This window comes from Streptomyces sp. NH27 (genome assembly GCF_056859195.1).
The window spans coordinates 1-7,211 of the sequence record NZ_JACEGK010000410.1 but is presented as its reverse complement, the minus strand read 5'-3'; the positions used below and the strand labels follow the sequence as shown (position 1 = coordinate 7,211).

The 7,211-nt window shown below is 73.4% G+C and carries 1 protein-coding gene; it reads left to right on the top strand.

Annotation, left to right across the window (positions count from 1 at the left end; translation table 11 throughout):
• The coding region (locus AC13HU_RS27545) for an amino acid adenylation domain-containing protein (protein WP_483044656.1) at nucleotides 1-7,211 on the top strand (7,211 nt) is incomplete at both ends.

Genomic DNA, 7,211 nt, shown 5'->3' with positions numbered 1-7,211 from the left:
CCACCGCCCCGCGACCCCCTCCCACTCCGGCGGCCACCTGACGATCGAACTGGACGCCGAACTGCACGCCGGGCTCGTCCGGTTGGGCCGCGAGCACGGCGCCAGCGTGTACATGGTGCTGCAGGCCGCCCTGGCATCGCTGCTGGACAAGCTGGGTGCGGGAGACGACATCCCGGTCGGCAGCCTGATCGCCGGCCGGACCGACCAGGCGCTGGACGACCTGGTCGGGTTCTTCGTCAACACCCTGGTGCTCCGCACGGACACCAGTGGCGACCCGTCCTTCGCCGAACTGCTGGTCCGGGTCCGGGAGGGCGCCCTCGGCGCGTACGCGCACCAGGACCTGCCCTTCGAGCACGTTGTCGAGGCCCTCAACCCGTCCCGGTCACCGGCCCATCAGCCGCTGTTCCAGGTACTGCTCGCGCTGCAGAACGTGCCCCGCACCGAGTTCGCGCTGAGCGGTCTGGCCGCCGAGGTCGTCCTGGTGCGGACACCGACGGCCATGTTCGACCTGGGCTTCCACTTGCTGGAGCGCGGCGGCACGGGCGGCCCGGCCGAGGGCATCGTCGGACGGGTCGAGTACAGCACCGACCTGTTCGATGCGGCCACGGTGGAGGCGCTGGTCGCCCGGTGGCTGCGGCTGCTGGCGGCGGTGGTCGCCGATCCGGAGCGTCCGCTGAGCCGGATCGACGTCCTCACCGCCGAGGAGCGGCACGAGCTGCTGGTCGTTCGCAACGACACCGCCCGCCCGGCCCCTGACGCCACCGTGCCCGCGCTGTTCGAGGCGCGGGTCCGGGCGACCCCCGAGGCTCCGGCGGTGCTGTTCGAGGGCACCGCGCTGACCTACCGCGAGCTGAACCGCCGGGCCAACCGCCTGGCCCACGCGCTCATCGCGCGCGGCGTGGGCCCCGAGCAGATCGTCGCCCTGCGGCTGCCGCGCTCGGCCGAGCTGGTGGTCGCCGTCCTCGCGGTGCTCAAGACGGGCGCGGCGTACCTGCCGGTCGACCCGGACTACCCGGCCGCGCGCATCGCGCACATGCTTCAGGACGCACGCCCGGCCGTGGTGCTCGACGACCTCGCGGCCGTCACCCCGGCCGGGGAGCTGCCGGAGCACGATCCGGCCGTTCCCGTGGACACCCGGCACCCGGCCTACGCCATCTACACCTCCGGCTCCACTGGCCGGCCCAAGGCCGTGGTGATGCCCGCCGCCGGACTGCTGAACCTGCTGGCGTGGCACCACCGGACCGTCGGTGGCGAACCCGGCACGCGCACCGCGCAGTTCACCGCGATCAGCTTCGACGTCTCGGTGCAGGAGGTGCTGTCCGCGCTGCTGTACGGCAAGACCCTGGTGGTGCCGACCGAGGAGCAGCGCCGCAGCGCCGAACTGTTCGCCCACTGGCTCGACCGCCACCGGGTCGAGGAGCTGTTCGCGCCGAACCTGGTGGTCGAGGCGCTGACCGAAGCCGCCGAGGAGGCCGGGCTCGACCTGCCGCACCTGCGGCTGGTCGCGCAGGCCGGAGAGGCGATGAGGCTGGGCGCTGCCGTGCGCCGCTTCCAGGCCGGCCGGCCGGGGCGGGTGCTGCACAACCACTACGGGCCGGCCGAAACCCATGTGATCACCGCCTACGCGCTTCCGGCCGACCCCGCCGACTGCCCGCTGCCGGTGCCGATCGGCCGTCCGATCGCGAACTGCCGGGCGTACGTGCTGGATTCGGCACTGCGACCGGTGGCCCCCGGCGTGCTGGGCGAGCTGTACCTGGCCGGAGCGGGTCTGGCTCGCGGTTACCTGAACCGGCCCGGGCTGAGCGCCGGGCGCTTCGTCGCCGACCCGTACGGCCTCGCCGGCACGCGGATGTACCGCACCGGCGACCTGGTGCGCTGGCGCGCCGACGGCGAGCTGGAGTTCGCCGGCAGGATCGACCACCAGGTCAAGGTCCGAGGATTCCGGATCGAGCCGGGCGAGGTCGAGGCCGAGCTGACCGCGCACCCGGGCGTCGCCCAGGTCGCGGTGCTCGCCCGGGAGGACCGGGTCGTCGCGTACGTCGTCACCTCGGACGGGGCCGGGGCGACCGCCGTGACGCTCGCGGCGTACCTGCGCGATCGGGTGCCGGAGTACATGGTGCCGTCCGCGTTCGTGCTGCTGGACGCGCTGCCGTTGACGCCGAACGGGAAGCTGGACCGGGCGGCGCTGCCTGCGCCGGAGCCGGGTACGACCGTCGCCGGCCGGGCGCCGCGCACGCCGCAGGAGCAGGTCCTCTGCGAGCTGTTCGCCGAGGTGCTGGGCCTCGCCCGGGCCGGTGTCGACGAGGACTTCTTCGCGCTGGGCGGGCACTCGCTGCTCGCCACCCGGCTGGTCTCACGAGTCCGGGCGACCCTCGGGGTCGAACTGGAGCTGCGCGCCCTGTTCCGCACCCCGACCCCTGCCGGACTGGCGGCCGGGCTGCACCACGCCGGCACCGCGCGGCAGGCCCTGGTGCCACGGCCCCGCCGCGAACCGATGCCCCTGTCGTTCGCCCAGCGCCGGCTCTGGTTCCTCCAGCAGTTCGGGGCGCCGAGCGCCACCTACCACTTGCCGCTGGCGCTGCGGCTGTCCGGCGACCTCGACCGGGATGCCCTGAGCGCCGCGCTCGTGGACATGGTGGCCCGGCACGAGACCCTGCGCACGGTCTTCCCGCACACCGCCGGAATCCCGCACCAGCGGGTGCTGGACACCGCCGAGGTCGCCGTTCCGCTGACCGTGCGCCCGGCCGGCGAGGCGGAGCTGCCCGCCCTGCTGCGCGAGGCGGCGGTGCGCGGCTTCGACCTGACCTCGGAAGTACCGCTGCGGGCGGAGCTGTTCGCGGTCGCGCCGGACGAGCACGTGCTGCTGCTGGTCATGCACCACATCGTCGGGGACGGCTGGTCCATGGGCCCGCTGGCTCGTGACCTGGCCGCCGCGTACACCACCCGGCAGGGCGGCGGGGCCCCCGCGTGGCCACCGCTCCCGGTGACGTACGGCGACTACACCCTGTGGCAGCACGAGATCCTGGGTGACGAGCAGGACGCCGACAGTGTGTTCGCCCGCCAGGTCGCCTACTGGACGCAGACGCTTGCCGGGTTGCCCGAGCAGCTGCGACTGCCCGCCGACCGGCCGCGCCCGGCCGCCATGTCGTACCGCGGCGACGTGCTGGAACTCCGGATCGACCGGGAACTGCACGTGGCTCTGGTGGAGTTGGCGCGGAGTACCGGGACGAGTCTGTTCATGGTGTTGCAGGCGGCGTTGGCGGCTTTGTACACGCGGTTGGGTGCGGGTACGGACATCGCGATCGGGAGTCCGATCGCGGGGCGTACGGACGAGGCGCTGGACGATCTGGTGGGGTTCTTCGTCAACACTCTGGTGCTGCGTACGGACACGAGCGGTGATCCGAGTTTTGCCGAGTTGCTGGGCCGGGTGCGGGAGACGGCGTTGTCGGCGTACGCGCACCAGGACGTGCCGTTCGAGCACCTGGTGGAGGCACTGAACCCGTCCCGCTCGCTGTCCCACCACCCGCTGTTCCAGACCGGTCTGGTCGTCCAGAACGCGCCCGGTGGCGACTTCGAACTGCCGGGGCTCCAGGTCTCCGGGGTCGCCGTGCCCACCGGGACCGCGCGGCTCGACCTGACCTTCGGGTTCGCGGAGGAGTACGGGCCCGAAGGCGCGCCGGCCGGAATCGGCGGTGCGGTCGAGTACAGCACCGACCTGTTCGACCGCTCGACGGTCGAGGCCCTGGCCGCCCGGTGGACCAGGCTGCTGACCGCGGTCGCCGCCGCACCCGACCGGCCGATCGGCGGGATCGACCTGCTGTCTGCCGAGGAACGCAGCGAGGTGCTGCCCGCCGTCGGGGACGGAGTGGCCGGGGCGAGCCTGCCCGAGCTGTTCGCGGCGCGGGTGGCGGCGGTGCCGGACGCGGTCGCGCTTGTCTGTGGGGGTAGGGAGTTGACGTATCGTCAGCTCGATCTGCGGGCGAACCGGTTCGCGCATGCGCTGATCGCCCGGGGTGTGGGTCCGGAGCAGGTGGTGGCGGTGGCTCTGCCGCGGTCGGTGGAGTCGGTGGTGGCGGTGCTGGGCGTGTTGAAGGCCGGAGCGGCGTATCTGCCGGTGGATCCGGCGTATCCGCGGTCGCGGATCGCGTTCATGCTGGAGGATGCCCGTCCGGCGGTGGTGGTCGACGATGTCGCGATGGTGGTGGAGTCCTCCGGTCGGCCGGACACCGATCCGCAGGTCGTGCTCGATGTCCGGCATCCGGCCTACGTGATCTACACCTCGGGCTCGACCGGCCGCCCCAAGGGCGTCGTCGTGAGCCACGCCGGCGTGTCGGGCCTGGTCGCCGAGCAGGCCGACCGGCTCGGTGTGGCGCCGGGCAGCCGGGTGCTCCAGTTCGCCTCGCCCAGCTTCGACGCGTCCTTCTGGGACCTCTGCGGCGCGCTGCTCACCGGCGCCGCCCTCGTCCTGGCCCCCGCCGAGGCCCCGCTGGAGGCCCTGACGGACCGCCGGTTCTCCGTCACCCACGTGACGCTGCCGCCCTCGGCCCTGGCCGCGCTGGACGGCGCCGAGCTCACGGCGACCACCCTGGTGGTGGCCGGTGAGGCGTGCCCGCCGGAGCTGGTGGAGCGCTGGGCGCCCGGGCGCCGGATGATCAACGCGTACGGCCCGACCGAGACCACGGTGTGCGCGACCATGAGCGACCCGCTGCCGCCGGGGTCCGGCGTGCCGCCGATCGGGCGACCGATCGCGGGCTTCCGGGCATACGTCCTGGACGACCGGTTGCAGCCGGTGCCGCCGGGCGTGGCAGGGGAGCTGTACGTCGCGGGCGCGGGCCTGGCTCGCGGCTACCTGAACCGGCCCGGGCTGAGTGCCGGGCGCTTCGTCGCCGACCCGTACGGCCTCGCCGGCACGCGGATGTACCGCACCGGCGACCTGGTGCGGAGGCGCGCCGACGGGGAGCTGGAGTACGTCGGCCGAGCCGACCAGCAGGTGAAGGTCCGCGGCTTCCGCGTCGAACTCGGCGAGGTCGAGGCGGCCCTGGCCGAGCACCCCGCCGTCGCGCAGGCCGCCGTCGCGGCCAGGGACGACCGGCTCGTCGGCTATGTGGCGACCCGCCCCGACCAGGCCGTCCGTCCCGCGCAACTGGCGGCGCACCTGCGCGAGCGACTGCCGGACTACCTGGTGCCGGCCGTCTTCATGGTGCTGGACGCACTGCCGTTGACGCCGAACGGGAAGCTGGACCGGGCGGCGCTGCCCGCCCCCGAAGCCGTTCCCGCGGGCAGCGGTCGGGCGCCGCGCACGCCGCAGGAGCAGATCCTCGCCGAGCTGTTCGCCGAGGTGCTCGACGTGCCGCGGGTCTCGGTCGACGACGACTTCTTCGACCTGGGAGGCCACTCCCTGCTCGCCACCCGGCTGGCCGCCAGGGTGCGCTCGGTGCTCGGCGTGGAACTCGGCCTGCGCGCACTCTTCCAAGCGCCCACCGTGGCCGGCCTGGCCGAGGCGCTGGCCGAAGCCGGCCGGGCCCGTCCGGCGCTGACCGTGTACGAGCGGCCCCAGGCGGTTCCGCTGTCCTTCGCCCAGCGCCGGCTCTGGTTCCTGCACAGCATGGACGCCGCCGCCGCGACCTACCACATCCCGCTGGCGCTGCGGCTGTCCGGCGACCTCGACCGGCCCGCGCTGGACCAGGCGCTGGCCGACGTGGTGGCCCGGCACGAGAGCCTGCGGACGGTGTTCCCGGAGATCGCCGGCGTTCCCTGCCAGCGCGTGCTGGACCCGGCCGCGGTCCGCCTCCGGGCCCGGCCGACCGAGGTGACGCAGGACGAACTGCCGCAGCGGCTGGCCGGGACCGCCCGGCAGCCGTTCGACCTGTCGACGGAACCGCCGCTGCGGGCGGAGCTGTTCGCGGTCGCGCCGGACGAGCACGTGCTGCTGCTGGTCATGCACCACATCGCCGCTGACGGCTGGTCCACCGGCCCGCTGGCCCGCGACCTGGCCGAGGCGTACGCGGCCCGCTGCGAGGGCCGGACGGCGAACGGGCCGGCCCTGCCGGTGCAGTACGCCGACTACACGCTGTGGCAGCGCGAGCTGCTCGGTGACGCCGCCGACCCGCGGAGCCGGTTCGCCGAGCAACTCGCCTACTGGAAGCGGCAGCTGTCCGACCTGCCGGAGCTGCTCCAGCTGCCTGCCGACCGGCCCCGCCCGGCTGTCGCCGGCTGGCGCGGGGACCATATCGGTTTGGAGCTGGACCGGGAACTGCACGTGGCTCTGGTGGAGTTGTCGCGGCGTACCGGGACGAGTCTGTTCATGGTGCTGCAGGCGGCGTTGGCGGCTTTGTACACGCGGTTGGGTGCGGGTACGGACATCGCGATCGGGAGTCCGATCGCGGGGCGTACGGACGAGGCGCTGGACGATCTGGTGGGGTTCTTCGTCAACACTCTGGTGCTGCGTACGGACACGAGCGGTGATCCGAGTTTTGCCGAGTTGCTGGGCCGGGTGCGGGAGACGGCGTTGTCGGCGTACGCGCACCAGGACGTGCCGTTCGAGCACCTGGTGGAGGCACTGAACCCGTCCCGCTCGCTGTCCCACCACCCGCTGTTCCAGACCATCCTTGCCGTGCAGAACGCGCCGATGGGACGGTTCTCGCTGCCGGGCCTCGATGTCGCCACCTACGCGGTCGCGACCGGAACCGCCAAGTTCGACCTCGGCGTGAGCATGGCCGAACAATTCGGTCCGGACGGGAGCCCGGCCGGAATCGCCGGAACGGTCGAGTACGCCACGGACCTGTTCGACCGCTCGACGATCGCCGCCCTGGTCCGGCGCTGGACGCTCCTGCTGAAGGCCGTCACCGCCGACCCGGAGCAGCCGATCGGCGGGATCGACTTCCTCGACGCCGACGAGAGGCACCGGCTGCTGGAGCGGGACAACGCGACCGCCAGGGACGTGGGCGCCGTCCCGGTGCCGCGGGCCTTCGCGGCGCGGGTGGCGGCGGTGCCGGACGCGGTCGCGCTTGTCTGTGGGGGTAGGGAGTTGACGTATCGTCAGCTCGATCTGCGGGCGAACCGGTTCGCGCATGCGCTGATCGCCCGGGGTGTGGGTCCGGAGCAGGTGGTGGCGGTGGCTCTGCCGCGGTCGGTGGAGTCGGTGGTGGCGGTGCTGGGCGTGTTGAAGGCCGGAGCGGCGTATCTGCCGGTGGATCCGGCGTATCCGCGGT